Raw genomic sequence first — 24631 nt, 5'->3', positions numbered from 1 at the left:
ATATTAAAAATGGAAGTAAAAGCATTTAAAAATGGTGTTTGGAATAACACTATCGATGTTAGAAATTTCGTCACTAATAACGTAACACCATATTACGGAGATGAGAAATTTTTAGTTGGACCTACCGAAAAGACCAAAACCCTTTGGGATATTTGTTTAGAAGCAAGTAAGGAAGAACGTAAAAATAATGGCGTTCGTTCTGTAGATACAGAAATTATTTCTGGTGTAAGTAATTTTGAAGCAGGATACATAGATAAGGATAACGAGGTTATTGTTGGATTGCAAACCGATGAATTGCTTAAACGTGCCATGAAACCTTTTGGAGGTTTTAAAGTGGTTCAAAAAGCTTTAAGTGAGCACGGTCTTGTGGCTAGTGATACGGTATCAGAACTATTCACTAAATACGTGAAAAGTCATAACGATGGTGTTTTCTCTGCATATAACGAAGAGATTAGAAGATTCCGTTCTTTAGGACTTTTAACCGGATTGCCAGATAACTACGCTCGTGGTAGAATTATTGGTGATTACCGTCGTGTGGCATTATATGGTATCGAAAAATTAATCGAGGCTAAAAAAGAAGATCATAAGGCTATTGCGGGGCCAATGACAGATGCTGTAATTCGATTACGTGAAGAAGTATCGGATCAGATTAAAGCGTTGTACGACATGATAGAAATGGGTAAAAAATACAACCTTGATTTATCACGTCCTGCAGAAAATGCGCGCGAAGCTGTTCAATGGACTTACATGGCCTACTTAGCTGCTGTTAAAGAACAAGATGGAGCGGCCATGTCTTTGGGTAATGTGTCTACTTTCTTAGATATTTTTATAGAAAATGATTTAGAGCAAGGATTAATCACAGAAGCTGAAGCGCAAGAGTATATTGACCAATTCGTAATGAAGTTACGTATGGTACGTCACTTAAGAATGGGAGCTTACGATGAAATTTTTGCTGGTGACCCAACTTGGGTAACAGAAGCTATTGGTGGTATGTTTGCAGATGGAAGAACGAAGGTAACTAAAACATCGTTCAGATTCTTAAACACACTTTATAACTTAGGACCTTCACCTGAGCCAAATATTACCATACTTTGGTCTAATAATTTACCTCAAAAGTTCAAAAATTATTGTGCTAAGGTGGCTATAGATACGTCTTCTATTCAGTTTGAAAATGACGATATGATGCGTGAAATGAGAGGTTCTGATGACTACGGAATCGCTTGTTGTGTGTCTTATCAAGCTTTAGGTAAACAAATTCAGTTCTTTGGAGCGCGCACCAACTTAGCTAAAACTTTATTGTTGGCTATTAATGGTGGACGTTGTGAAAATACCGGAACTAAAATGGTTGAAGGTATTGAACCTTGTAACTGCGAATACTTAGACTTCGATAAAGTAATGGCTAACTTTAAAATTGCCATGAAAGAAGTAGCTCGTGTGTATAACGATTCTATGAATATTATCCACTATATGCACGATAGATATTACTACGAAAAAGCGCAAATGGCATTAATTGATACAAATCCAGAAATCAATATTGCTTATGGTGCTGCAGGCCTTTCTATTGTAGCAGATTCATTGTCGGCTATTAAATACGCTAAAGTGAAGCCTATAAGAAATGAAGAAGGCTTAACCGTAGATTTCGAGATTGAAGGTGACTTCCCTAAATACGGAAATGATGATGATCGTGTAGATGTTTTTGCTCACGATGCAGTTAGAGACTTCAATAATGAATTAAAAGCATTACCGGTATACAAGGATGCAGAACCTACAATGTCTGTGCTTACTATTACATCTAATGTAGTTTATGGTAAGAAAACTGGAGCTACACCAGATGGTAGAGCTAAAGGTGTTCCTTTTGCTCCTGGAGCCAATCCAATGCATGGACGTGATACACACGGCGCTATTGCATCGTTGAACTCTGTTGCTAAGATTGATTATGAAGATTCTCAAGATGGAATTTCAAATACGTTCTCTATAGTTCCAAAATCTTTAGGAGCTACTGAGGAAGATAGAATAGCTAACCTTTCAACTACGCTTGATGGTTACTTCTCAAGAAATGCACAGCACCTAAACGTAAACGTTCTTAACAAAGAAACTTTATTAGATGCTATGGAACATCCTGAGGAATACCCACAATTAACCATCAGGGTTTCAGGATACGCTGTAAACTTTATCAGATTAACTAAAGAACAGCAATTAGAAGTTATTACAAGATCGTTCCACGATTCAATGTAATTATGAATTAGTCAAATAAGAACTTCCGAAAACTAAACATTTCGGAAGTTCTAATTTTTCCTTTTTAAGTTTTTATGTCGTTAAAGACTTGAAATGGGTACATAAAAAAAGAAGCCTTATCAAAACAACGGAAAACACATTAAGGGTTCATTCAATAGAGTCGTTTGGTACGCACGATGGTCCAGGGATTCGTATGGTTATTTTTTTGCAGGGATGTAAGCTAAAGTGTGCTTACTGTCATAACCCGGACACCATAGATACACATGGGGGCAAGGAATATCCTATCGAAAGCTTGGTAAAACGAGCCATAAATATGAAATCGTATTTTGGTGAGTTTGGCGGTGTTACGGTATCTGGCGGAGAACCATTACTACAATCTAAGGAGTTAATTCATTTTTTTCAAAGACTGAAGGAAGAAGGTATTCATACTAATGTTGATACCAATGGTAGAGTGCTCAATCACTTTACAGAAGAGCTTTTGGATGACTATGCAGATTTGGTGATGTTAGATATAAAGCACATGCGGGAAGATGGTTACGAAATGATAACAGGAATGAAAAATAAAGAAACCACCTTCAATTTCGCAAAATATAGGGAAGCCTCAGGTAAACCTATGTGGTTGCGCTATGTGCTTATTCCTGAAATAACAAATAAGCCAGAATTATTACATGAATTGGGTGATTACTTTAAAGATTATAAGACTATAGAAAAGATTGAAATACAACCTTATCATACTTTGGGTGTTCATAAATGGGAAAAACTTGGTTGGGAGTATCAACTAAAAGAGGCTCGTGAGAACACAGAAGAAGAAATCAATGAGGCTGTTAACATACTAAAACAATATTTTAAAGAAGTAAAAATAAATTAGTTGGTAACCAACCAGCACAAAAGACAGGAACATGAGTGAGCAAAAAAAATTAAAAAACAGATGGTTAATAGCGGCATCTGCTGTAGGAATACATATTTCTATTGGATCAGTATATGCCTATTCAGTAATGACCAATCCGGTAAAGGATATATTTGATGTAGACGGAAGTGTCATAAAATGGGCTTTTAAAATCGCCATTTTATTATTAGGACTTTCAGCAGCATTTTTAGGACGTTGGGTAGAAAAAGTAGGGCCTAAGGTAAGTGGTACCACAGCAGGATTGTTCTATGGGTTGGGTATTTTGGGCTCTGGACTTGCGGTTCAATTCGGTCAGCTTTGGTTATTTTATTTATGTTATGGTGTTATTGGTGGTATAGGTCTCGGACTTGGATACATCACACCTGTAAGTACATTAGTAAAATGGTTTCCAGACAGACGGGGCTTAGCAACGGGAATGGCTATTATGGGCTTTGGTTTTGCTGCCTTGATTTTCGGTCCAGTGATGCAATCGTTATTTGATGCTGTAGGTGTTTCTAACGCGTTTTATATTTTAGGAGCTATTTATATGGTTTTAATTCTAGTCTCTGCTAGATATATAGAAAGACCTCCAGAAGGTTACATGCCAGAAGGGTTTAAGCCAGGTGAAGGAAAAACAATTAAAGCAGATTTAGCAAATATCACAGCTAATGAAGCCTTAAGAACGCCTCGTTTTTATTATATCTGGATTATGATGTTCATTAACATAGCCTGCGGTATTGCAGTTATTTCTGCAGCCAGTCCCATGATGCAGGAGAAGTTAAATTATACCCCAATGGAAGCAGCGGCTATCGTTGGTTTAATTGGTGTATTTAATGGTGTAGGTAGAATTATGTGGTCTACGTTATCGGATTATTTAGGAAGAGCTAACACGTATATTATCTTTTTCGGATTCCAAATATTAGCATTTTGGTTCTTGCCACAAATATCCATGGAGTTGGCATTCTTAGTCATACTATTTACAGTGATAACGATGTATGGAGGTGGCTTTGCAACCTTACCAGCATTCCTTGGTGATTTATTCGGAACAAAACAATTAGGTGCCATCCACGGTATGGTTCTATCGGCATGGGCATTGGCAGGTGTTGTTGGTCCAACCATTTACGATGAGGTTAAAAATGCTACAGGCTCATTAGATGCTACACTGGCAGTATTTGCTGGTCTGTTTATAGTTGCGCTTATCGTTTCATTATTAATGAAAAGAACTATTGTGCTATCGTACAGAAAAATAAATAAAGGCTTAAAGTTTGCTTAAGCTATATTAAAACAATTTCCATTTTTTCTTTTTTTATTAAAAACCCCGAGGCAGGTAAATTTTGTTTCGGGGTTTTTGCTCAAAATTGATGTTCAAAAAATCTTTGGTTTTAAATAGTTTATATGATTTAAGTCATGAAAATACCTTCAAATAACATATAAATTTATAAACCTATTTGTGAGTAGTTTAAATGATACAAAAGAATTTAAACCGAACTTAAAGTTGTCGTTTACGGTTTGTTTAGTAAGTAGATGGGTACTTGCTTAATGACGATAAAAACAACTTTATAGTGTTTTCCGTTTTTCTTTTTTTGATTGAAACCCCGAAGTACAACTTCGGGGTTTCTTATCAAGTTTTATGTCATGCTGAACTAGTTTCAGCATCTGTTAAATTAAGTTGTTTATTAGAATCTGAAATAAATTCAGATTGACAATTCACATCGGTTTTGTCATGCCGAACTTGTTTCGGTATCCTAGTTAATTAAAAGTAAACAACATACCTAAACGAGCTTATCACAACTATTGGGTTTATATTATCACTAATAAACCAAAAGGCGTTTTATATATTGGTGTCACCGGAGGGCTGGATGACAGAATGGAAAGGCATATCGAAGGAAAAGAAAAATCATTTTCTGCAAAGTATAAACTTAAAAAGCTCGTTTACTATGAAGAGTTTCAATTTATTGAAGATGCTATTAGACGAGAAAAGCAATTAAAGAATTGGCATAGGGAATGGAAAATCAATTTGATTGAAAGTATTAATCCAAATTGGGACAATCTTTGGAAGCCTTTGGGAGTAGACCCTGAAACAAGTTCAGGGTGACAAGTCCTTCAGATTTGTGTCATGCTGAACTTGTTTCAGCATCTAATGGCATCCTAACTATAAATATCTTTAGACCCCAAAATACTCTGACAGCTATTGGGATAGGGTGATAAGTTACGTTTATGAGATTCCGAAACAAGTTCGGAATGACAAGGTTTGCTTAATGCTTCTCAACCCACTTTCTAGCATTCACAAAAGCCTCTAACCATGGAGACACTTCGTCTTTACGTCCGTCGGGATAGTTAGCCCAGTTCCATTGGAACGTAGAACGCTCTATGTGCGGCATGGTCACTAAATGACGTCCAGTCTTATCACACATCATTGCCGTGTTAAAGTCCGAACCATTAGGGTTATGAGGATAACCTTCATAACCATATTTAGCAACAATATGATATTGGTCTTCAGCATATGGTAAATTGAACTTTCCTTCTCCATGCGAAATCCAAACACCTAAAGTGCTTCCAGCTAATGACGATAACATCACCGAATTGTTCTCTTGGATCTTAACCGAAGTAAATGAACTTTCGTGTTTATGAGAATCATTATGGCGCATTTTACCATGAATCTCATGGTCTGGATTGATGAGGTCTAATTCCATCCAAAGTTGACATCCATTACAGATTCCAACAGAAAGGGTGTCCTCCCTGTCAAAGAAATTTCTAATGACTTGTCTTGCTTTTTCATTGTATTTAATAGCGCCTGCCCATCCTTTGGCAGAACCTAAAACGTCCGAATTTGAGAACCCACCAACAGCACCTAAGAACTGAATGTCTTCTAAGGTTTCACGACCAGAAATTAAGTCGGTCATATGAACATCTTTCACGTCAAATCCAGCTAAGTACATAGCGTTAGCCATTTCACGCTCAGAGTTACTTCCTTTTTCACGAAGAATGGCTGCTTTGGGACGGGATTCTTCGCTATCGCTCTGAATGACATCCGCAAGTTTCCCCGTAAAGTTTTCAGGGAATGTATATTGTAAAGGTTGGTTTTTAAAATTGTTGTAACGTTCTTCAGCAAGACCGTTAGCCGTTTGCTTTTGGTCTAACAAGAAAGACGTCTTGTACCAAACATCTCTTAATCTAGAGATAGTCATAGTAAATACATCAGTTCCATTAATGATACTTAAGTTGTCACTTTCTGTTACCGATCCAATTTTGCTGAACGTAATATTAGCATCAGACAGTACTTTTTCAATTGAGCTATCTTTCGACTGAATGACGATACCTGCATTTTCAGAGAACAACAGTTTTAATGAGTCTTTTTCATTAAGGTCTGAAAGGTCTAATTCAGCACCAATATTAGTATCAGCAAAACATAGCTCTAAAAGCGTAGTGATTAATCCACCAGAAGCGACATCATGTCCAGCAACAATTTGTTCGTCTCTAATTAAATCCTGAATGGTATTAAAAACGGTTTTAAGATAGCCCGCATCTTTAACTGTTGGTGCTTCATTACCAATTTTATTAACGATTTGTGCAAAGGAACTTCCCCCTAATTTAAAGTCGTCTTGAGAGATATTGATATAATAAATATCGCCGCCGTTTTTCTTTAAAACTGGCTCAACAACCTTATTGATATCGTTACAGTTGGCACCAGCAGAAATGATTACCGTTCCTGGAGAAATCACATCACCATTCGGGTATTTCTGTTTCATGGATAAAGAATCCTTTCCTGTAGGCACATTGATTCCTAAATCAATTGAGAATTCAGAAACTGCCTGAACCGCTTCGTATAATCTAGCATCTTCACCTTCGTTTTTACAAGGCCACATCCAGTTAGCAGATAACGATACATTTTTCAGTCCGTCTTTTAAAGGTGCCCAAATAATATTGGTTAATGACTCTGTAATAGAGTTTCTACTACCAGCAACAGGGTCTATTAAAGCTGAAACTGGAGAGTGCCCAATAGAGGTAGCAATACCTTCTTTGCCTCTAAAATCCAGTGCCATTACACCTACATTGTTCAACGGGATTTGTAACGGTCCAACACATTGTTGTTTAGCTACCTTTCCGCCAACACAACGGTCTACTTTATTTGTTAACCAGTCTTTACAAGCTACAGCTTCTAACTGTAAAACTTGGTCTAGGTAGTTGTAGAAATCATCCGAGTTGTAACTAACATCTGCATAATTACGTTTAACCGTTTTATCGGTCATGATGGTTTTTGGAGAGCTACCAAACATATCTTCCATAGCTAAATCCATTGGGGTATTACCCTTGGTTTTAGATTGGAACGTAAATCGGTCATCACCTGTAACGTCACCAACAGTGTACATTGGCGAACGCTCTCTATCGGCTATTTTATTTAGGGTATCAATATGTTCTTCTGAAATAACCAATCCCATACGTTCTTGAGATTCGTTACCAATAATTTCTTTATCAGACAGGGTAGGGTCACCAACAGGTAGTGCATCTAAATCGATTTTTCCACCAGTATCTTCAACCAACTCAGACAAACAGTTTAAGTGTCCGCCAGCACCGTGGTCGTGGATAGAAACGATAAAGTTTTCATCGCTTTCTACCATACCACGTACCGCGTTAGCAGCACGTTTTTGCATTTCTGGATTAGAACGTTGCACCGCATTTAACTCAATACCAGAAGCAAATTCACCAGTGTCAGCACTTGATACCGCGGCACCACCCATACCAATGCGGTAGTTTTCACCACCAAGGATAACGATTTTATCACCTGTTTTCGGCGTGTCTTTTAAGGCTTGGTCTTTTTTACCGTAACCAATACCACCAGCAAGCATAATCACTTTGTCAAAGCCTAATTTTTGTGCTTCTTCTTCATGCTCAAAAGTCAATACCGAACCACAAATTAATGGCTGACCAAATTTGTTTCCAAAGTCGGATGCACCATTAGATGCTTTTATTAAAATATCCATTGGGGTTTGGTATAACCAATTACGTTCTTCAAACGCTTTTTCCCAAGGTCTGTTTTCTTCCAAACGTGAATAAGAGGTCATATAAACCGCAGTTCCTGCTAAAGGAAGAGATCCTTTTCCACCTGCTAATCTATCTCTAATTTCTCCACCAGAACCCGTTGCAGCGCCATTAAATGGCTCAACTGTTGTTGGGAAGTTATGCGTTTCGGCTTTTAATGAAATCACCGATTCAAAATCTTGAGTAGTATAATAATCTGGAACATCGGCACGTTTTGGTGCGAATTGCTCAACTACTGGCCCTTGAATAAAGGCGACGTTGTCTTTGTAGGCCGAAACAATATCATTTGGATGCTCTTCGGAAGTTTTTCTAATTAATTTGAATAATGAAGTTGGTTTTTCCTCACCATCAATGACAAAAGTTCCATTGAAGATTTTATGGCGACAATGCTCACTATTTACTTGTGAAAATCCGAAAACTTCGGAATCGGTTAACGGACGACCAATTTTTTTTGAAACACCTTCCAAATAGGCAACTTCTTCGTCGCTTAACGATAAGCCTTCTTGAATGTTGTAAGCCGCAATGTCCTTAATATCTAAAATAGGTTCTGGCTCAATATCTATGGTAAATGATTCTTGATTTAATCCATTAAATTTCTCGGAAATCATGGGGTCGTAATCTTTGAAATCATCAGAAACCGCTTGGAATTCCTCAATTCTGATAATTCCGGTAATACCCATGTTTTGAGTAATTTCCACAGCATTGGTACTCCAAGGGGTAATCATGGCAGCTCTAGGTCCAACAAAAAAAGCATCTAATGATGCTTGTTCTATTTTAGGCTGGTTGCCAAATAACCAGGTTAATTTCGAAATGATTTCAGTAGATAATTCTTCTGATGATTGTACAGCAAATACTTTGCCGCTAGTGTTTCCAAAGAAATGAATCATTATTATGATTTTTTATATGAAAAATGAAAACGCAAAAATACACTTTTTTCATGATTCAATGGAGGTTTTTTAAGGAAAGGAATAGGGGTTGTTAACGGGGTTTTTAACAAGGGTAGGTTTTGTTTTTTTGGGGAATATAAACTCTTTGCTTAATGGTATCGGCAATGAGTAGTTGCGTGGTTTATTAAAACTTTGCAAGTACCCACCAAACAGAAAATCCGCGAGGATTTTCAGAACTAGCCGAGAAAAGTGATTAGTTCTAGCCATTGTTGCCGGTAGTTTTTATTCGTTTATAAATTTTTCAAATTCCGATTTATTTATTTCCTGCTCTATTCTTGGTTTTTCAATTTTCAGTCGTCCATTTTCCGAAATGGAAGCAACTTTATCATTAGGTTTTGCCATAAAATATGCGAACGAGTTATCGGTAAAATCATATTCCGACCATACATAAATATCTTTTTTGTTTTCATTTTTGTAATAGTCAGTTTCAGATTTTACATTTAAAACTCCATATTCAACAACTTTTTTGAAATGTCCATTTTTTGAATTCTCATCATACCAAACTATTTCGAATTGCTCTGACCATTCAGGAATGTGCTTGAGATTGTCTGATATTTGTGGGATTCCTAATTTCAATCGTTCAGAGTTATATTCTATTCCATTAGTTTTATTTAAAGGAATTAAATAAGTGTACGCGGATTTAATTCCAAATATTATCAATAGAACAAAACAATATTCAAGAACTTTTTTTCCAACATTTTTTAAAGAGAAATTAAATTCTTCTTTATCACTTTTATAATCCAAATAATATGCTCTGGAAATAGCAACAATAAAAATTCCAAGAAGTATTAATGTATATTCCATTTTCTCAAATCACTGCTAACTTTTGGATATGCGACGTTTCAATGTCTTATATCCAGTGTTAAACGAAGGTAGATGAAATTTTTTACAAAATCAAGCCTTTTGTCATTCCTCCGTAGGTGGGAATACACATAATTTAACCAAAATAGATTCCTGCCTACGCAGGAATGACAGATAAGTTAAAAGTATTTTTGAAGAATTGATTTTACCAAACCGTAATAATTTCGTAAAATAAAATCAAAGTTTTGTCCAAGTTGACTCTTTTTTGGTTTCTTCAAGGGTGAACTTAGTATAATCAATTTCGCCGTTTTCGTTTCTTGAAAAAATTATCCTAATATTCATTGGTTTGAAACTAAACGTAGAGTTGTTTATGGGAACCATAGGAATTGGATTCTTTCCTTTTGCTGAAAGATATAAGAGATTTCTTTTTGCCTCCAATTTTATGATATAAGAAAGGTTTGGAGATGAATACTTCCCTTCGTATGATTTTAAGGAATCATCATCGATTGTAAAGGATTCTTTGATAGGGCTAATCCCAAGGCGTTCATTATGGTAATCAATCAATAAATTAAAGCGTTCTAGCTCTCTCAAGCCAATATGTCCCTCTCTGTTCTTATCTCGAGAATGCCCAGTAGAAGAAAACCTAATTGGTACTGCCCAATTAATAAATCCAGCAATTTCTAAACTATGAATTGGCCATGAAATTCCCATCATTGGTTTGCCATCTAATGACATACCGATAACTTGTTCTTTACTTTCTACTGGGGCAATTATGTTTTTGCTAGGATTTGTTTTTACCCACATATGGTTTATGTTCCCAAAATCTAAGTGTGCTTTTAGTGGGATATTTTCGTCTTCTGGTTTGATCCGTAAGTTAATATTGCAATAAGGCTTATTGTTTTTGAATTCAAGATTGGAATAAACCCAATCGTCTGGTAAAATAGCCTCCTTTGGATTATGTAATGTTATGGTTTTACTTTCTTGGTTAATTTCTAACATTACAAACCTTAATAAGTCATAACCTATTATACCATCATATGGCACATTGTCATAAGAAGTACTTTTAAAAAACAGTTCTGGTGGCCACAACCCTACAGATAGATTTTTAAGAAAGATATCATCATTCAATTTGAGATGTAATCCATCAATAAATTTCACGGGCTTTTCCATATATGTTTCTGTATGTGAACCAATTTTGTCATGTTCATCTAAAGGGTCTTGAAATCCAATGGCTCTATCAGATTCAAAAATACAGGTGATGGGAGCACCCGTGTCTAAAACAAAATTTAACGGTTTAGAATTATTTATTTGCAGCTTGATAACAATTAATCCGTTAATCATCTCATAAGGAAGTGTTACAGGGCTTTCTAGTGTATTAACCATGACTAATTCCTTGGTGTTTTTTCCGGCAGGATTGCAAGAGTTAAACAATAAGATGATTGCTATGATAGCATATAGTTTCATAATCGTTAAGAATTATTGATTTTAATATTTTCTAGAGTAGCAGCCTTTTCTCCTTTCTAATAGTTTTTAAAGTGATATCATTTTACGAATCTGGAGGGATGTGTTCTAATATATCTCCAGGTTGGCATTCCAATACTTCACAAATGCTATCCAATGTATTGAACCTGATACCTTTCACTTTACCTGTTTTCAGTAGGGAGAGATTGGTTTCAGATATACCAATGGTCTCTGCCAAGTCCTTTAGCTTCATTTTACGTTTGGCCAGCATTACATCCAGATTTATAACGATACTCATAATATTGAATCTTTATCCTCTTGCAAGAGTTGACCTTCTTTAAAAACTTCACTAAGACTTAGGCTGAATAACGCAAATAGCAACAAATCTAGGGGAAACCCTATTTCTAAACCTATCCCGTGTTGTCCCTCGTCAACAAAATTGATGGTTCTAAAAAAGGCGATTGCTAAGGTATATTTAGCTATTCGTTTGAAATACAACATGTTTTGATTATGGAATGTTTTATAATCTCTAACTGATTTTAAAATTTTGATTACTTCATTAGTAATCAATATAAATAGTAAACCCATTGTAGCTAGGCGCAGTAGTATCCAGATTTTCATTTCTGAACCAACTTCCGTAATAGGGATACTTTTTGCAGTATAATCACATTCAGTACATAAGTAAAAGGTTGAAATATTTCCATCATTTAAAATTTTAATATCGGGATACGATTCTGGAAAAATAAATAAATAGCCTATATAAAGAATAAGTGCAGTCCCTCCAACTATTGACAACCAAAAAGTGAATCTATTAAGGTTTAATGTGGTCTGAATTATTTTATTTCGTTTCATGAGTAATAACTTTTATTAATACAAACGTAAATAAATTTATGTAAAACATAAAATAATTTTCATAAAATTTAATTTTAATACATGCTCTTGATACTGAGGGCATCCTATAATAACGTTTTAAAACGGTTAGAGTGATGCATAGCAAGTATTAAACTAACGTGGTTGTAATTTTATAAAGTCAAGAAAAAAAACTTTTCAAAATAGAGGCTACGGAACCATAATAACTTCGTCCAAACAAATTCAAATGCACTAACAAATAATACAATTGGTAAATCTCAATGCGTTGATTTGTATAGTCATCTGGAGGCATCGTGTCAAAGTATGCCTCATAAAAATGATTAGAGAATCCACCAAACAGTTTGGTCATGGCGATATCAATTTCGCTATGTCCGTAATAAACTGCTGGGTCAATCAGGTAAGGCGTCCCGTTTGAAGCAATGAGGTAGTTGCCACTCCATAAATCGCCATGTAAAAGCGATGGTTTTATGTTTTGGAAAAGAGTCTGTAAAGCGTCTTTCATTGCTGAGGTCAAGGGAATCTCTTTAGCGTTTAATAGTCCTTTGCTTTTGGCGAGGTCTAGTTGAGGTATTAGGCGTTCATCAATGTAGAAATCGGTCCAAGATTCATGTTGGTTGTTAGACTGAGTTAGACTGCCAATAAAGTTGTTTGTGTCAAGTCCAAAACTTTCCGATGTACATTGGTGCAATGCAGCTAACTGCTTACCCAATGCTTTAAAGTCTTGGGCTGTTGGTGATTTGGACTCCACAAATTCCATTAATAGAAAAGCCGAGTTTTCAAATACATCGAAAGCTAAAATTTTAGGTGTTTTAATAGTATTTGTTTTAGCAATCAGTTCTAAGCCATAGGCTTCGGTTTTAAACATGTTGAGCTTGTCTGCACCGTTCAACTTTAAAAAATAACTTGAATTGTTTGTGTCAATTCTATAGGCTTGTGAAATATCGCCGCCGCTAATAGGTTGTAAATTTTCAATGTTTTCGTAAAGTATGTTTCCAAGATGTTTTTTCAAGTCTTCTTTTGCCATATGTAAAAATAAAAAGACTGTTTAAAACATTACTAGTTGTCATTCTGAACTTGTTTCAGAATCTCAAATTTCAATTATTAATTATTGTGAGAACCTGAAACGAGTTCAGGTTGACAAAACCAAACAAGCACGCCGTCATTGTGAGGAGTGTAGCGACGTGACAATCTCGTTGTTTTAGAACAAGCCTGAATAATATTGGTCACCTCATTAAACAGATTCTTACGTTTGCTTCGAATCCGCTCAGCACGGGCAATCAGAATGACAAAGACTTATTGTTAATGCTTCTCTAACAACGCCATGTAAAAGCCGTCATAACCAGATTCGTGAGCCAATACTTTTTTGTCTTTTACAAAGGTAAACTCTTTACCGGCTTCAGAATCTAGGAATGCATTTACCTGATTTTCATTTTCCGAAGGTAACACAGAACATGTCGCATACACCAATTTTCCGCCCGACTTTACCATTTTAGAATAACGCTGTAGAATGTCTTGCTGAATACCTCTTATTTGATCAAGAAACTCAGGTTCTAATTTCCATTTGGCATCTGGGTTTCTTCTTAAAACACCAAGGCCAGAACAAGGGGCATCTATAAGCACACGGTGTGCCTTATTGTGAAGTTTTTTAATAGGCTTAGTGGAATCTATAACCTTTAGATCTATGTTGTGAACACCGTTTCGTCTTGCTCTAACTTTAAGCTTCTTAAGTTTGCTTTCATAGATGTCCATGGCCACAATTTGGCCTTTATTTTCCATCAAGGAAGCAATATGTAGTGTTTTTCCACCGGCACCGGCACAAGTGTCTACGACTTTCATGCCTGGCTTTACATCAAGCATATCAGCCACCAACTGCGATGAGGCGTCCTGAACTTCGAATAGACCGTTTTTAAACGCATCGGTTACAAAAACATTAGCGCGTTCTTTTAGTTTTAAAGCCGACGAATAACCTTTTATAAATTCGGTTTCAATATTCTCGTCGAATAAAATATTTTGTAGTTTTTCTTTAGAAGTTTTTAGGGTATTGGTTCTTAAGATAACATCGGCCTGTTTATTTTGGACCGCTATTTCTTTGGTCCATTTTTTCTCACCTAATTCCTCAATACCAAGTTCATCAATCCAATCTGGAATAGATTCTCTAAATTTCCTGATTTTAGAAAGTTCATCGAAACGGCCTTTTATTTTTCTGGTAGGTGTACCAACAAAATATTTCCAATCTGGTAGCTTAATTCCTTTTAAGGTTGCCCAAACGGCAAACATACGCCAAAGATTATCACGGTTAAAAGGTTCTTTGACTTCAGCAATTTCGGCATAAAGGCGTTTCCATCGTACTATATCATAAGTGGTTTCTGCAACAAAAGCGCGGTCACGTGCACCCCAACGTTTGTCTCTTTTTAATAGCTGCTGAATGACTTTATCGGCATAATTGTCTTCATTGAAAATATCGGTCAAACCATCAATAACCGCAAAGCATAAGTTTCTGTGTAATCTCATATCTACCAAATCTGGGTGCAAAGGTAACCAACAAAAAGATTTTAGGACGATTTAAACCTTTCTTCTTTTAGAAAGTCTATAAAATAACCCCTTAAAGAAAATGAATTATGAAAAATGTAAAGAAATTACTAGCATTACCATTGTTGTTGACTATTATTTTTATAGCCTGCTCTAGCGGTGATGATGTTATTGTAAATCAAGAAGAGGATAATAATAACAATATGGATAATACAGAGAACCCAGTGGAACCAGAGCCAGATAATACGAGTTACGATATTAGTAGTATTCTGTCTAAGTTTTCTGGAACGGGATTGTCTTACGAGGTGAATGGTAATACGGTAACTTTCATTACTCAAGATTTACCCAATCATACCAGTCCGTATTGGCCAGAATCTAATCCTTTGCATGCTGAATACAACGGAACAAACAGCGAATTTCGAATAAACCCTAATAGAATTGGAACACAAAATATTGTGTTTACAATTACTTTAAACCCTGAGGAAGCCACAAATAAAGAAGCTACGCCTATGGGGCCTATTGGAATTTCGAGAAATGGGGTTGTATTTTTTAATCAATATGCTGCAGGAGGTTCTCCCTTAACTCGAGAAATTAATTCTTTTGATCAATGGCTCGGTCACCCAACAGGTGGAAGTGTTTATCATTATCATATTGAACCTGCGTATTTAACCGAGCAGTTTGGAGATGATGCCTTTTTAGGATTATTAGCAGATGGTTTCCCGGTATATGGACCAATGGAAAGTGGAAAAGAAATCACCAATTCAGATTTAGACGATTATCACGGTCATTCTCATGCTACGGCAGATTTTCCTGATGGTATTTATCATTACCATATTACTAGCGAAGATCCTTATTTAAATGGAAATGGCTTTTATGGTACGCCAGGGAATATTTCACGTTAATTGAAGCACACTCTTTTTCATATTGTTCTGTTCTTTTTGGTTTTTGTCTCTTGCAAGAAAGACGAAATCCTGATTGTTGATGCTACCAGTAAAGCGTTTAATCTAGATAATGGCGTGTTAAAATTTGAAGACAGCCCGTTTACAGGAAAATTAGTTAGCCATTTTCAAAACGGACAAATACAATCTGAGATATTTTATACCGAAGGTAGAAAACAAGGTTCTGAAAAACAGTGGTTTCAAGATGGTGCATTAGCGCTTGAAAGATTTTATAATCAAGGTGTTAAAGTAGGAATCCATAAGGCTTGGTGGCAAAACGGAGCTCAGAAATTTGTTTACACTTTTAACAACAAAGGTGAGTTTCATGGCAATGTAAAAGAATGGTATGCCGATGGAAAACGCTCTATGGATTTTAATTATAAGAACGGAAAAGAGTCTGGTTCCCAAAAGTTATGGAAGATAGATGGTAGCATTAAATCTAACTATGAAGTAATTGATGGAGAGCGTTTTGGGCTCGTAGGATTAAAAAAGTGCTTTACCGTAACTAAAGATAGTGACGAGATAAAATGACAATGTGTTGTCATTTTGAACTTTTTTTCAGAATCTCATAAGAAATCAAAGAATGAAATACATCACATTAATAGCAACGTTTTTAATTTTCATTTCATGCAAAGAAGAGCAGAAAGTGCATAAGGGAGTAACTAAATTGCCTTATTTTAATTCAGCAGATTTTACTCCAAATTGGGATAAAGGGGTTCATAAAATACCAGCATTTTCATTTACGAATCAAGAAGACGAAACCATTACCAATAAAACATTTGAAGGGAAAATTTATATTGCAGATTTCTTTTTTACTAGCTGTCCAGGTATCTGCCCAAAGTTGACCAAAAATATGGGTAAGATTCAGAAAACTTACGAACAAGATGAAGACATATTATTGTTGTCTCATACCGTTATGCCATGGCGAGATTCGGTTCCTGTTCTAAAAGACTATGCTTTAAGGAATGGTGTGAATAATGAAAAATGGCATTTGGTTACAGGGGATAAGGAGGTATTGTATCATATGGCACGAGCAGGTTATTTTGCCGACGAGGATTTTGTGAAAACTCAAGATGAGAGTAATTTTATTCATACCGAAAATTTTATACTGGTAGATAAACAAGGCTTTATTAGAGGTGTTTATAATGGTACACTTCCGTTAGATGTAGAGCGACTTTATAGACATATAGATATATTAAAACAGGAAAGTTAGATTTGGTTAATAAACCTAGTTTTTTTTTTGAAAGCCTCACAATTAATTGTGGGGCTTTCTTATTTTTATACAAATACATGTTATGAAGCAACTTGTTCTTTTGGCAATCCTAGTGATTTTTAGTTTTTCTTGTAAAAAGGAAACCAAATTTATTCATAGAAATATTAGTGAAATAGAAATAAGCCATATTTTGGAAGATTCTTTGTTGAATGTCAGGGCATTGGAAATAAATGAAGGAAGGGTAGTGGCAGCTAGTTCAAGAGGAGAAATATATAGAAGTGTCTTATCTTATATGAAAGACTTCGAAGTTGGAAATTATTGGAGTGTTACTGAAGATTCCTTAAAGCCCAGTAATTTTAGGTCCATTGCCTTTCAAGGTGATAAAACGTTTACGTTGTCAATTGGCAGTCCGGCAAAATTGTTTTCAGATGGATGGTTGGTTTATTATGAAAATCATCCTAAGGTTTTTTATGATTCCATGGCGTTTTGGAATGACCAAGAGGGTATTGCTATAGGCGACCCAACAACAGACTGTATGAGTGTAATTATTACAAGAGATGGAGGAGGTACTTGGGCGAAATTACCCTGTGATGTGCTACCAAAAGCCAAAGCTAGTGAAGCCGCTTTTGCTGCTAGCGATACTAATATTGCTATTGTTGGAGATCATACTTGGGTTGCAACTGGGGGAAAAGTAAGCCGTGTTCTGTATTCTCCAGATAGAGGTAAATCTTGGGAGGTGTTCAATACACCTATTGTTCAAGGAAAGGAAACTACGGGTATCTATTCTATCGATTTTTATGATGAGCAAAACGGGTTTGCCATTGGGGGTGACTATACCAAGCCCGACGAAAATACTGCTAATAAAATAAAAACTTCTGATAGTGGTAAAACTTGGCAACTCGTGGCCGAAAACCAAAACCCTGGTTACAGGAGTTGTGTACAGTATGTTCCTAATCGGGGCGGAAAGGAATTAGTTGTTGTTGGTTTTAAAGGCATAGACTACAGCAATGATTCTGGAGATACCTGGAAGCATTTAAGCGATGAGGGTTTTTATACCATTCGTTTTTTAAATGATTCTGTTGCTTATGCTGCTGGAGCAGGTAAAATTTCTAAAATAACATTTAGGGAATAAAAAAAGAGACTGCCTAAAGCGTCACATTTGTCAATCTGAACTGTTTCAGATTCTGAAATAAATTCAGAATGACAGTTGTTCTAGGGCAATCTCTTCTGTTTATTGTCTTTTACCTTCTGGGCCCTTTCGTCGGGTTTTCCATTGGTTAAGCATTTTTCGTTTAAAATCATCTTCAGCAATCTTTAATTTGATGATTTTTTTAGCAGGTAACACACTCTGGATTTTAGACATGAATTCCTGACGGCTTTTTTGAATTCTAGATTCTAAGTTTTCTAATTTTTTCAATAACTCTGAAGCTCTTTCTTCAGACATTGTGTTTAGATTTTCTCTTATTTCTCTCCTAACGGTTCGCATTTCTTGATGTCTTATTTCACCGTTAACTTTATCGAATTCGTTATAAATGGGCCAAAATGCTTGAGCTTCTTTTTTGGTTAAATCCAACTGTTCTGTGATGAAAGACACCTTTAAGGCTTCTATTCTTTCTCTATCCTGAGGCTGGGCATTCGCCATATTTAAGGCGAATAGAAATAGTATTGCGGGTAGTATATATGTTTTCATTTTCAATCGTTTATCGTTAATATAGATCTTCTACGTCTAAATTTTCAAATATATAATCTTCTACAGCATCTTTGTCTATATTGAACTCTACAAAATTTTCTTCTGTAAGGTCTTCCTCTTCTAAGAAAGAGGCAATTTCATAGGCGCTGATATCTTCGTTTAAAAGATAGTTTTCTAAAGAAGCATAATCTGGTTCAATGTTCTCTTTTTCAAAGATAGATAAGTTAAACAAAAGTAAGATGGCTGCAGCTATACTGGACGCGTAAAGCACGACTTTTTTACTAAAGAGTTTAACAACTTTTGTTTCTTTATGCTTAGTTTTTGAAACTATTGTGTCTTCAAGGGTATCAAAGTATGTGCCAGGTATTTTAAACCCTGGTTCTTTCGTTATATCCTTTAGTTTTAACTCACTTATTATTTGGTCTTCAAGCCCATTAAAATAACCTTCGGGTACTTTAAAACCGTTATCTTTTAAGTTATGTAATTTATCTTTTTTCATCTTATCTATAAGACTCTATATTTTTTTAAAGGTTTAATCTTGAGTTAAATAGCTTTCTATTTTTTTTACTGCAATATGGTATGATGCTTTCAGGGCGCCTTCGCTAGTTTCTAAAATTTCTGATATTTCTTTATATTTTAAATCTTGAAAATATTTCATGTTGAATACCAATTGTTGCTTCTCTGGAAGCGTGGCAATGGCCTCTTGTAATTTTAATTGAATGGTCTCACCTTCAAAATAGACATCAGAAGCTAGGTTGTTAATGGCCAATTGTTGAACTTCCTCACTTGATATTTGTAATCGTTTAGCGTTTTTGTTAATATATGTGATAGACTCGTTTGTTGCTATCCTATACAGCCAAGAATATAATTTACTGTTGCCCTTAAAGTTATTGATGTTTCTAAAAACCTTTATGAAGGTGTTTTGCAGTACATCGTCTGCATCGTCATGAGATTTAACAATATGTCTTATGTGCCAATAGAGCCGTTCTTTATAGAGCGAAATTAATTCTCTAAAAGCCTGTTCTTTATGGGTGTTGGACTGCAGCTTTTGTAATAGTTCTTCTTCTTGGGTCACAAACAAAATTTAGTCATTAGACTAATAAATATAGTAAAAGTTTAAACACTAAAATTTTAATCAAAAACGGGTTTTGTAATTGATTGAAATTCTGATATTTGAAAATAAATTATCGATGAAATGCATTTATAAGCGATAAAATACTATTTTTTCTTGGTGGACAACCTTATTTATTATAAGTTTGTACAAGAAACCTACTTATGTTGGTTAGTCGTCCCCAAGTCTGACCATGAATAAAAAAAAGGATAGTTGCCCCCAAATCACTATCCTTTTTTACTTTTTATAAGTTATCGCTCTTTTTAAAGCGTCTGCATTTCAACAAGCTTTCTGTAAGTGCCATTTTTTTCGATTAGCGCTTTGTGTTTACCTTGCTCTACAATTTCTCCTTTATTGAGTACAATGATTTCATCGGCGTTTTGAATTGTAGACAGCCTATGGGCAATTACAATTGAAGTTCGATTTTTCATCATATTTTCCAAAGCCACTTGAACAAGACGTTCGCTCTCGGTATCTAAAGCAGATGTTGCTTCATCCAGTACCATTATAGGCGGACTCTTTAATACGGCTCTGGCAATGCTTAAACGTTGTTTCTGTCCGCCAGAAAGTTTTGTTCCAGAGTCACCAATATTATAGTCCAAGACACCATCTAAATCTTTTACGAATTCCCAAGCATTAGCAACTTTTAGAGCTTCAATAATCTCATCATCGGTTGCATTTTCATTACCAAGAAGCAGATTATTTTTAATAGTGTCGTTAAACAATATAGAATCTTGGGTTACTAGTCCCATTAAGTCTCTAAGGGAGTGTTTGGTCAAATCTCTAATATCATCACCATCTATAGTAATACTACCTTTGTTAACATCGTAAAATCTGGTAACAAGATTGGCGATGGTAGATTTTCCACTTCCAGATTGGCCAACTAAGGCAACACTTTTTCCTTTTGGGACTTTAATGGAAAAGTCTTTTAAGACATAATCGTCTTCGTATTTAAACGATACGTTATTTAAGGAAATATCGCTATTGAATTCTGCTTTAACTTTCGCATTGGGCTTGTCTTTTAAAGACGATTCTGTATTCAATATTTCAAGAACACGTTCTGCGGCTGCATTGCCTTTTTTTACATTATAACTGGCTTTACTTATGGCTTTAGCAGGAGTAAGTATGTTATATGCTAATCCCATGTAAGCTATAAAGTCACTACCGTCCAGAGTACCGTCTACCAATACCATTCTTCCACCAAACCAAAGCAATATGGCTATTACGGTTATGCCTAAAAATTCGCTGGTAGGAGATGCTAAATTCTGTCGGTTAAGAAGCCTGTTCGAAAATTTATAAAATCTATTGGTCGAGTTTTGGAATTTTCGGTTGAATATAGCTTCAGAATTAAAGCCCTTGATAACTTTAAGCCCACTTAGGGTTTCTTCTATTATAGATAAAAACTCCCCTTGTTCCTTTTGAACCCGGTCTGATTTGCGTTTGAGTGATTTCCCGATTCTAGAAATTATAAATCCAGTAACAGGTATAAAAATGAAAACAAATACAGTAAGTTCAACGCTAATTAAAAGCATCATTACTATGGTGAAAATTATAGTTAAAGGTTCTCTAACTATAAGTTCTAAAATTGATAAAAAGGAATGTTGAATCTCTAGTACATCTGTAGATATCCTTGCCATAATATCTCCCTTTCTTTTTTCCGAATAATATGAAATAGGTAGTTCTACAGTTTTTTTGAATAATGTGTTTCTAACATCTTTTAAAACACCATTTCGCAAAAACGTTATAAAATACATGGCGAAATAGTTAGAGATGTTTTTGATAAAAAATAGGATAATCACTAACGATGTTACCAATATTAAGGCCTTAGAAGGGTCGTTAAAAGCATATTCGTTGATGTGATATGCCATGTAATCCTTAAAGAAATCCAAAGTTTTGGAAACCCCTTCGAAAACAGGTTTGGCTATTTCTTTCTTGGCGCTACCCGTGGAGAGGTCCTTCTCAAATAGAACATCTAACATGGGAATTAAGGCTATAAAAGATAAAGCGCTAAAAAGGGCATAGAAAATATTACAAATAATATTTAATATGGCATATTTTTTATAAGGAACAGCAAACCTTAAAATCTGCTTAAAGTACTTCATTAAATAAGGTTCATGTCTTTGAGTACCGCATCGATTTTAGAATCTAATGCCTTTTCTACATTTTTAAAATCTGAAACAGAATCTAGAGTTGTATTGGCGCTTACATAGAATTTTATTTTTGGTTCTGTACCACTAGGTCTAAGCGCTACTTGCGTACCGTCTTCTGTGTAATAAATCAATACATTCGATTTAGGTATTTTAATATCTGTTTTTTGACCAGTTACCATATTTTTACACACAGATAATTGGTAATCTTCGATTTTAATTACCTTAGATTCATTGACTTCCTTTAAGGGGTTTTCTCTGGCATCGACCATCATTTGCTTGATTTCCTCGGCACCTTCTATACCTTTTTTTGTGAGTGAAACAAGTTTTTCTTTAAAGAATCCGTGTTCTGCATAAAGTTTTATTAGTTCTTCGTAAACCGAACTTCCGTTTGCTTTTGCATGAGCTGCGATTTCAACGGCAAGTAGTGTAGAGGTAACAGCATCTTTATCTCTAACAAAATCACCTACCATGTAACCGAAACTTTCTTCTCCACCACCAATAAAATTAAGCTCTGGAAAATCCTTGATGAGTTTGGCAATCCATTTAAAACCTGTTAAAACAATCTTGTTCTCTACACCATAAGATTTAGCAATGGTTGAAAGCATAGGAGTAGATACTATAGTGGTAGCAATAAATTCTTTTCCTTTGATTTTATCTTGTGCTTTCCATTGTTTTAAAAGGAAATCGGTCATCATAACCATAGTTTGATTTCCGTTTAAAAGCACTAATTCATTATTCAGGTTTCTAACCGCAACACCCAATCTATCACAATCTGGGTCCGTTCCAATTACGATATCGGCATTCACTTCTTCGGCCAATTCCAAGGCCATTTTTAAGGCTGCTGGCTCTTCGGGATTAGGAGATTCTACTGTAGGGAAACCGCCATCTGGAGCTTCTTGCTCCTTTACGATATGAACATTTTTATAACCAGCACGTTTAAGTGTTTCTGGTACAGCTGTAATCGAAGTGCCGTGCAGTGAGGTAAACACTACCGTTAGATTATCTTTAGCTTCTTGGGTTAAATTTAAGCTACCATTTTCTACCGAGGCATCAACAAAAGCGTTATCAATATCTGTACTTATGTAGTTAATTAACGATTCGTTAGAGTCTAACTTGATATCTGCATAATCAATATCGTTAATGGCCTTAATAACAGCACCATCATGTGGCGGTACTAATTGTCCACCATCTTGCCAATATACTTTGTATCCATTGTATTCTGGAGGATTATGAGATGCGGTTAATACAATACCACAATGACAATTTAAATGCTTTACCGCAAAAGATAGTTCTGGAGTAGGTCTTAAATCTTCGAATAAATAGACTTCTATACCGTTAGCAGAAAAGACATCGGCAACCACTTTTGCTAAGGTTTTACTATTGTGTCTACAATCGTAGGCAATAACAGTTTTAATTGTTTCATCGGGAAACGATGCTTTTAAATAATTACTTAAGCCTTGTGTGCTTTTTCCTAAGGTATATTTATTTATTCTATTGGTGCCTATGCCCATTATACCACGCATACCACCGGTACCAAATTCTAAATCTTTATAAAAACTTTCTTGTATGTCTTTTGGGTTATTAGCAATGCTATCTTTAATAAATTGCTGAGTTTCTTCATCAAAAGTTGGAGTAAGCCAAGTGTTTATCCTATTTAAAATTTTTGGTTCAATGTAAATCATAACGTGGTTGAATTTTATACTGCAAAAGTAATTATAATGATTAAAAATTTAGTTTATAAAAAGTCATTTTTAACGAATGACCAATTAGGGTTTATGTGATTTATAAGTTTATTTCATCTTTAATTAAGTAGCGCGTTTTGTCTTGTTTTGAGCGCAATATAATCTCCCCCAAGAAACCAGCTACAAAAAATTGTGTACCTATTATCATGGTTGATAGCGCTATATAAAATTGTGGGCGCTCTGTAATCAACCTTCCCGTAGGATTTAAGAATAGTTTGTCAATGCCTAGATATATAGAAAAGCTAAAGCCTATGATAAACATAATAACACCAAGCGCTCCAAACAAATGCATGGGGCGTTTACCAAAACGTGAAATAAACCAAATGGTTATAAGGTCCAAAAATCCATGTAGAAAGCGATTCATCCCAAACTTGGTAACACCGTATTTTCTAGCTTGATGTTTTACTATTTTCTCCCCTATATTGGTAAAGCCAGCGTTTTTGGAAAGTACAGGGATATAGCGGTGCATTTCACCATTAACATCAATGTTTTTTACAACATCTATTTTGTAGGCTTTTAAGCCACAGTTAAAATCGTGCAACTTTACTCCAGAAGTCTTTCGTGCAGCCCAGTTAAATAATTTAGAGGGTAAGTTTTTTGAAATAACAGAATCGTAACGCTTTTTTTTCCAACCAGAAACCAAATCATACCCGTCTATAGTAATCATGTTATAAAGCTCGGGGATTTCGTTGGGGTTGTCTTGCAAATCGGCATCCATAGTTATAACTACATCGCCTTTTGCTTTTTCAAAACCAGCATGTAATGCTTGCGATTTCCCAAAGTTTTTTAAAAAACGTATGCCTTTTACAGTGCTGTTTTTAGAGGCAAGGGTATTTATAATTTTCCACGACTCATCTGTACTACCGTCATCAATAAAAATGATTTCGTAAGAAAAATGATTGGATTGCATAACATCTGCAATCCAATTGTGTAATTCTTTTATTGATTCCTGTTCGTTAAGTAGTGGTATAACTACAGATATGTTCATGAAATGACTTATAGTTTGCTAAGCCAAAAG

General features: G+C 35.4%; 21 protein-coding genes. 8 read left to right on the top strand and 13 right to left on the bottom strand.

Annotation, left to right across the window (positions count from 1 at the left end; genetic code table 11):
* Nucleotides 1–9 precede the first annotated feature (9 nt).
* The 4 genes from pflB (at nt 10) to M0214_RS02565 (ending at nt 5216) form a co-directional block, all read left to right on the top strand.
* Nucleotides 10–2235, top strand: a complete 2226-nt coding sequence (pflB, locus tag M0214_RS02580) for a formate C-acetyltransferase (protein ID WP_248723917.1) — start codon at nt 10–12, stop codon at nt 2233–2235.
* An 88-nt stretch (nt 2236–2323) separates the two neighbouring features.
* Nucleotides 2324–3103: a pyruvate formate-lyase-activating protein gene (gene pflA / locus M0214_RS02575; RefSeq protein WP_248723916.1), complete on the top strand. Its 780-nt coding sequence runs from the start codon at nt 2324–2326 to the stop codon at nt 3101–3103.
* Nucleotides 3104–3134: 31 nt separating this feature from the next.
* A complete protein-coding gene (locus tag M0214_RS02570) occupies nt 3135–4394 on the top strand; it encodes an OFA family MFS transporter (protein ID WP_248723915.1) in 1260 nt (419 codons plus the stop codon).
* Nucleotides 4395–4889: 495 nt separating this feature from the next.
* Nucleotides 4890–5216 carry a GIY-YIG nuclease family protein gene (locus M0214_RS02565; RefSeq protein WP_248724923.1) on the top strand — a complete coding sequence of 109 codons (327 nt, stop codon included), beginning with the start codon at nt 4890–4892 and terminating at the stop codon, nt 5214–5216.
* 160 nt (nt 5217–5376) lie between these two features.
* Here M0214_RS02565 and purL read toward each other — a convergent pair whose 3' ends face one another.
* The 7 genes from purL to M0214_RS02530 all read right to left on the bottom strand — a co-directional run bounded on the left by purL (nt 5377) and on the right by M0214_RS02530 (nt 14751).
* Nucleotides 5377–9048, bottom strand: coding sequence for a phosphoribosylformylglycinamidine synthase (purL, locus tag M0214_RS02560; protein ID WP_248723914.1), 3672 nt, complete (start codon nt 9046–9048; stop codon nt 5377–5379).
* Nucleotides 9049–9330: 282 nt separating this feature from the next.
* Nucleotides 9331–9912 (bottom strand): hypothetical protein, encoded by a 582-nt coding sequence (locus M0214_RS02555; protein WP_248723913.1) that lies wholly within the window; start codon nt 9910–9912, stop codon nt 9331–9333.
* A gap of 234 nt (nt 9913–10146) precedes the next feature.
* Complete coding sequence (locus M0214_RS02550) at nt 10147–11373, bottom strand: hypothetical protein (RefSeq protein ID WP_248723912.1); 1227 nt, start codon at nt 11371–11373, stop codon at nt 10147–10149.
* An 82-nt stretch (nt 11374–11455) separates the two neighbouring features.
* Entirely contained in the window at nt 11456–11668 is a 213-nt protein-coding gene (locus M0214_RS02545) for a helix-turn-helix transcriptional regulator (protein ID WP_248723911.1), read from the bottom strand.
* Entirely contained in the window at nt 11665–12222 is a 558-nt protein-coding gene (locus tag M0214_RS02540) for a DUF2975 domain-containing protein (RefSeq protein WP_248723910.1), read from the bottom strand. Before M0214_RS02540 ends, M0214_RS02545 begins: the two co-directional genes overlap by 4 nt.
* Nucleotides 12223–12400: 178 nt before the next feature.
* Entirely contained in the window at nt 12401–13264 is an 864-nt protein-coding gene (locus tag M0214_RS02535) for a fructosamine kinase family protein (RefSeq protein WP_248723909.1), read from the bottom strand.
* A gap of 275 nt (nt 13265–13539) precedes the next feature.
* A complete protein-coding gene (locus M0214_RS02530; protein WP_248723908.1) occupies nt 13540–14751 on the bottom strand; it encodes an RsmB/NOP family class I SAM-dependent RNA methyltransferase in 1212 nt (403 codons plus the stop codon).
* 107 nt (nt 14752–14858) lie between these two features.
* On the opposite strand from M0214_RS02530, the gene M0214_RS02525 reads away from it, so the two are divergent.
* The 4 genes from M0214_RS02525 (at nt 14859) to M0214_RS02510 (ending at nt 18052) form a co-directional block, all read left to right on the top strand.
* Nucleotides 14859–15671 carry a YHYH protein gene (locus M0214_RS02525; RefSeq protein ID WP_248723907.1) on the top strand — a complete coding sequence of 271 codons (813 nt, stop codon included), beginning with the start codon at nt 14859–14861 and terminating at the stop codon, nt 15669–15671.
* The gene (locus M0214_RS02520) at nt 15672–16238 is read left to right on the top strand and encodes a toxin-antitoxin system YwqK family antitoxin (protein WP_248723906.1); all 567 of its coding nucleotides are present in this window, start codon (nt 15672–15674) and stop codon (nt 16236–16238) included.
* 52 nt (nt 16239–16290) lie between these two features.
* Nucleotides 16291–16920: an SCO family protein gene (locus M0214_RS02515; RefSeq protein ID WP_248723905.1), complete on the top strand. Its 630-nt coding sequence runs from the start codon at nt 16291–16293 to the stop codon at nt 16918–16920.
* A gap of 82 nt (nt 16921–17002) precedes the next feature.
* Complete coding sequence (locus M0214_RS02510; protein WP_248723904.1) at nt 17003–18052, top strand: oxidoreductase; 1050 nt, start codon at nt 17003–17005, stop codon at nt 18050–18052.
* 99 nt (nt 18053–18151) lie between these two features.
* On the opposite strand, the gene M0214_RS02505 is transcribed toward M0214_RS02510, so the two are convergent.
* From M0214_RS02505 to M0214_RS02480, 6 genes are all read right to left on the bottom strand, one after another.
* Nucleotides 18152–18610: a Spy/CpxP family protein refolding chaperone gene (locus tag M0214_RS02505; RefSeq protein WP_248723903.1), complete on the bottom strand. Its 459-nt coding sequence runs from the start codon at nt 18608–18610 to the stop codon at nt 18152–18154.
* Nucleotides 18611–18626: 16 nt separating this feature from the next.
* The gene (locus M0214_RS02500; protein ID WP_248723902.1) at nt 18627–19109 is read right to left on the bottom strand and encodes a hypothetical protein; all 483 of its coding nucleotides are present in this window, start codon (nt 19107–19109) and stop codon (nt 18627–18629) included.
* Between the two features lie 33 nt (nt 19110–19142).
* The gene (locus M0214_RS02495; protein WP_248723901.1) at nt 19143–19685 is read right to left on the bottom strand and encodes an RNA polymerase sigma factor; all 543 of its coding nucleotides are present in this window, start codon (nt 19683–19685) and stop codon (nt 19143–19145) included.
* Between the two features lie 299 nt (nt 19686–19984).
* Nucleotides 19985–21823 (bottom strand): ABC transporter ATP-binding protein, encoded by a 1839-nt coding sequence (locus M0214_RS02490; protein ID WP_248723900.1) that lies wholly within the window; start codon nt 21821–21823, stop codon nt 19985–19987.
* A complete protein-coding gene (locus tag M0214_RS02485; protein WP_248723899.1) occupies nt 21823–23553 on the bottom strand; it encodes a phospho-sugar mutase in 1731 nt (576 codons plus the stop codon). Before M0214_RS02485 ends, M0214_RS02490 begins: the two co-directional genes overlap by 1 nt.
* A 100-nt stretch (nt 23554–23653) precedes the next feature.
* A complete protein-coding gene (locus M0214_RS02480) occupies nt 23654–24601 on the bottom strand; it encodes a glycosyltransferase family 2 protein (protein ID WP_248723898.1) in 948 nt (315 codons plus the stop codon).
* Between the last annotated feature and the right edge of the window lie 30 nt (nt 24602–24631).

Source organism: Seonamhaeicola sp. ML3, assembly GCF_023273855.1.
In the GTDB taxonomy this organism is placed as follows: Bacteria; Bacteroidota; Bacteroidia; order Flavobacteriales; family Flavobacteriaceae; genus Seonamhaeicola.
This window is presented reverse-complemented; position numbering and strand designations above follow the sequence as displayed.

Coding starts and splice junctions, on each gene's coding strand:
- M0214_RS02500 (WP_248723902.1), bottom strand. CDS start 19,109: ATGAAAAAAGATAAATTACATAACTTAAAAGATAACGGTTTTAAAGTA.
- M0214_RS02485 (WP_248723899.1), bottom strand. CDS start 23,553: ATGATTTACATTGAACCAAAAATTTTAAATAGGATAAACACTTGGCTT.
- M0214_RS02480 (WP_248723898.1), bottom strand. CDS start 24,601: ATGAACATATCTGTAGTTATACCACTACTTAACGAACAGGAATCAATA.
- M0214_RS02530 (WP_248723908.1), bottom strand. CDS start 14,751: ATGAGATTACACAGAAACTTATGCTTTGCGGTTATTGATGGTTTGACC.
- M0214_RS02510 (WP_248723904.1), top strand. CDS start 17,003: ATGAAGCAACTTGTTCTTTTGGCAATCCTAGTGATTTTTAGTTTTTCT.
- M0214_RS02555 (WP_248723913.1), bottom strand. CDS start 9,912: ATGGAATATACATTAATACTTCTTGGAATTTTTATTGTTGCTATTTCC.
- M0214_RS02525 (WP_248723907.1), top strand. CDS start 14,859: ATGAAAAATGTAAAGAAATTACTAGCATTACCATTGTTGTTGACTATT.
- M0214_RS02570 (WP_248723915.1), top strand. CDS start 3,135: ATGAGTGAGCAAAAAAAATTAAAAAACAGATGGTTAATAGCGGCATCT.
- M0214_RS02550 (WP_248723912.1), bottom strand. CDS start 11,373: ATGAAACTATATGCTATCATAGCAATCATCTTATTGTTTAACTCTTGC.
- M0214_RS02490 (WP_248723900.1), bottom strand. CDS start 21,823: ATGAAGTACTTTAAGCAGATTTTAAGGTTTGCTGTTCCTTATAAAAAA.
- M0214_RS02540 (WP_248723910.1), bottom strand. CDS start 12,222: ATGAAACGAAATAAAATAATTCAGACCACATTAAACCTTAATAGATTC.
- M0214_RS02545 (WP_248723911.1), bottom strand. CDS start 11,668: ATGAGTATCGTTATAAATCTGGATGTAATGCTGGCCAAACGTAAAATG.
- pflB (WP_248723917.1), top strand. CDS start 10: ATGGAAGTAAAAGCATTTAAAAATGGTGTTTGGAATAACACTATCGAT.
- M0214_RS02535 (WP_248723909.1), bottom strand. CDS start 13,264: ATGGCAAAAGAAGACTTGAAAAAACATCTTGGAAACATACTTTACGAA.
- M0214_RS02505 (WP_248723903.1), bottom strand. CDS start 18,610: ATGAAAACATATATACTACCCGCAATACTATTTCTATTCGCCTTAAAT.
- purL (WP_248723914.1), bottom strand. CDS start 9,048: ATGATTCATTTCTTTGGAAACACTAGCGGCAAAGTATTTGCTGTACAA.
- M0214_RS02515 (WP_248723905.1), top strand. CDS start 16,291: ATGAAATACATCACATTAATAGCAACGTTTTTAATTTTCATTTCATGC.